Source organism: Psychrobacter sp. TB20-MNA-CIBAN-0197 (assembly GCF_040309765.1).
In the GTDB taxonomy this organism is placed as follows: domain Bacteria; phylum Pseudomonadota; class Gammaproteobacteria; order Pseudomonadales; family Moraxellaceae; genus Psychrobacter; species Psychrobacter submarinus.
In genome coordinates, this window is record NZ_JBEOPC010000733.1 from 1 (window position 1) to 266 (window position 266).

A 266-nucleotide genomic window follows, 5' to 3' on the forward strand; every position below is an offset into this window, starting at 1 on the left:
CCCACAAACCTAAATGCAAATGATTTTCATTAACTACTTAGCGAAGTCTAGTAATTCCTGCCCTGTTAAGCGATATATTATCCATTCGTTTTGAGGCTTTGCACCAATGCTATTGTAAAAATCGATAGCGGGTTTATTCCAATCAAGCACTACCCATTCAAAACGACCACAGTCATTACTAATCGCCTTATTAGCTAAGTGCTTCATAATGGCTTTACCTGCACCATTGCCACGGCTATCTGGGCTTACGTATAAATCTTCAAGGT

General features: G+C 39.5%; 1 protein-coding gene. It reads right to left on the reverse strand.

The features are described 5' to 3' along the window. Positions 1 to 33: 33 nt before the first annotated feature. A partial coding sequence (locus AAEY83_RS15765; RefSeq protein WP_351060456.1) for a GNAT family N-acetyltransferase occupies positions 34 to 266 on the reverse strand: 233 nt, incomplete at its 5' end.